Below are 2051 nucleotides of genomic sequence, written 5' to 3'. Positions count from 1 at the left end.
GAACGCCGATGCGGGACTGTACGAACTGGCGGCGGCCGATCGGCTGGAGTTCTGGGCCGAGCAGGCGCGCAGGCTGTACTGGGAGCAGCCTTGGTCGCAGGTTCTGGACTGGAGCGCCGCGCCGGTCGCACGGTGGTTCGTCGGCGGCACGCTCAATGTCGCCTACAACTGCGTCGACCGGCACGTGCTCGACGGGCACGGTGACCAGATCGCCATTCACTGGGAAGGCGAGCCCGGCGACTCACGCGACATCACCTACAGCGAACTTCGCGACGAGGTCTCGAGGGCGGCCAACTATCTGACCGAGCTCGGGTTGCGGGCGGGTGATCGGGTCGCCATCTACCTGCCGATGGTGCCCGAGGCCATTGTGTCGATGCTCGCCTGCGCCCGGCTCGGTCTGACCCACTCGGTGGTGTTCGCCGGCTTCTCCCCCACCGCCCTGCGCCAGCGGGTGGACGACGCGGGGGCGCGGCTGGTGATCACCACCGACGGGCAGTGGCGGCGCGGGGCGGCGGCGCCGCTCAAGGCGGCCGTCGACGAGGCGCTCGGCGCGGCGCACTCGACTGTGGAACACGTACTGGTGGTGCGGCGCACGGGGATCGAGGTGCCGTGGACGGAGGGCCGCGACCTGTGGTGGCACGACACCGTCACCGACGCCTCGCCCGAACACGAGGCGCAGGCGTTCGACGCGGAACATCCGCTGTTCATCCTCTACACCTCCGGCACGACCGGAAAGCCCAAGGGCATCCTGCACACCTCCGGCGGGTACCTCACCCAGGCCGCCTACACCCACCACAACGTCTTCGATCACCAAGCGGGACAGGACGTTTACTGGTGCACCGCCGACATCGGCTGGGTCACCGGGCACAGCTACATCGTCTACGGACCGCTCGCCAACCGGGCCACCCAGGTGGTCTACGAGGGCACGCCCAACTCGCCGGACGAGCACCGGCACTTCCGGATCATCGAGAAGTACGGGGTGAGCATCTATTACACGGCCCCGACGCTGGTGCGGACGTTCATGAAGTGGGGCAGGGAGATTCCCGACGCGCACGACCTGTCCTCGCTGCGGCTGCTCGGCAGCGTGGGCGAGCCGATCAATCCCGAGGCGTGGCGCTGGTACCGAGAAGTCATCGGCGGCAACCGGACTCCGATCGTGGACACGTGGTGGCAGACCGAGACCGGCGCCATCATGATCTCCCCGCTGCCCGGCGTCACCGCCACCAAGCCCGGCGCGGCGATGGCTCCGCTGCCCGGCATCTCGGCCAAGGTGGTAGACGACGACGGTACCGAACTCGACCGTGGCAGCGCGGGTTTGCTGGTGCTCGATCAGCCGTGGCCGTCGATGCTGCGCGGCATCTGGGGTGACCCGCAGCGTTTCCGGGAGACCTACTGGGACCGGTTCGCCTCCGCCGGTTGGTATTTCGCGGGCGACGGCGCGAAGCTCGACGACGACGGCGACCTGTGGGTACTCGGCCGGGTGGACGACGTGATGAACGTGTCCGGCCACCGGATCTCCACGGCCGAGGTCGAATCCGCGCTCGTCGGGCACGCCGCGGTCGCCGAGGCCGCGGTCGTCGGGGCGAGCGACGCCACCACCGGGCAGGCCATCGTCGCGTTCGTCATCCTCACCGCGGGCGCGGCGACCACCGGCGATCCCCTGGTGGCCGAGCTGAAATCGGCTGTGTCGCAGGAGATCAGCCCGATCGCGCGGCCGCGCGAGATCCATCTCGTGCCGGAGCTGCCGAAGACCCGCAGCGGCAAGATCATGCGCAGACTGCTTCGCGACGTGGCGGAAGGTCGCGAGCTCGGCGATACCTCTACCTTGGTCGACCCCAAGGTCTTCGAGGCCATCGCCCGGGGGTAGCCCCCGCCCCGCGACGGACCCGGCCACCGAAATGGCGATGAGGGGACGGGTCCGTCGCACCGGGTGTCGTGGTGCGCGATGACCGATCTCGCGGCACCCGCGTTGGCTAGAATCACGGTGTGCGAGTCGCCGTGCTTCGCCTCTGCGCCGTTCTCGGCGCCCTCCTGCTGACCGCCGCCTGCCT

General features: G+C 69.5%; 1 protein-coding gene. It reads left to right on the top strand.

Features of this window, described 5'->3' with window-relative positions:
* On the top strand, positions 1–1867 hold a 1867-nt coding region (acs, locus tag ON39_RS11480; protein WP_051186521.1), incomplete at its 5' end, for an acetate--CoA ligase.
* Between the last annotated feature and the right edge of the window lie 184 nt (positions 1868–2051).

This window comes from Nocardia tenerifensis NBRC 101015, assembly GCF_000308715.1.
GTDB classification, from domain to species: Bacteria; Actinomycetota; Actinomycetes; order Mycobacteriales; family Mycobacteriaceae; genus Nocardia; species Nocardia tenerifensis.
The sequence above is the reverse complement of the archived record's forward strand: the minus strand, read 5'-3'. Positions and strand labels throughout refer to the sequence as shown.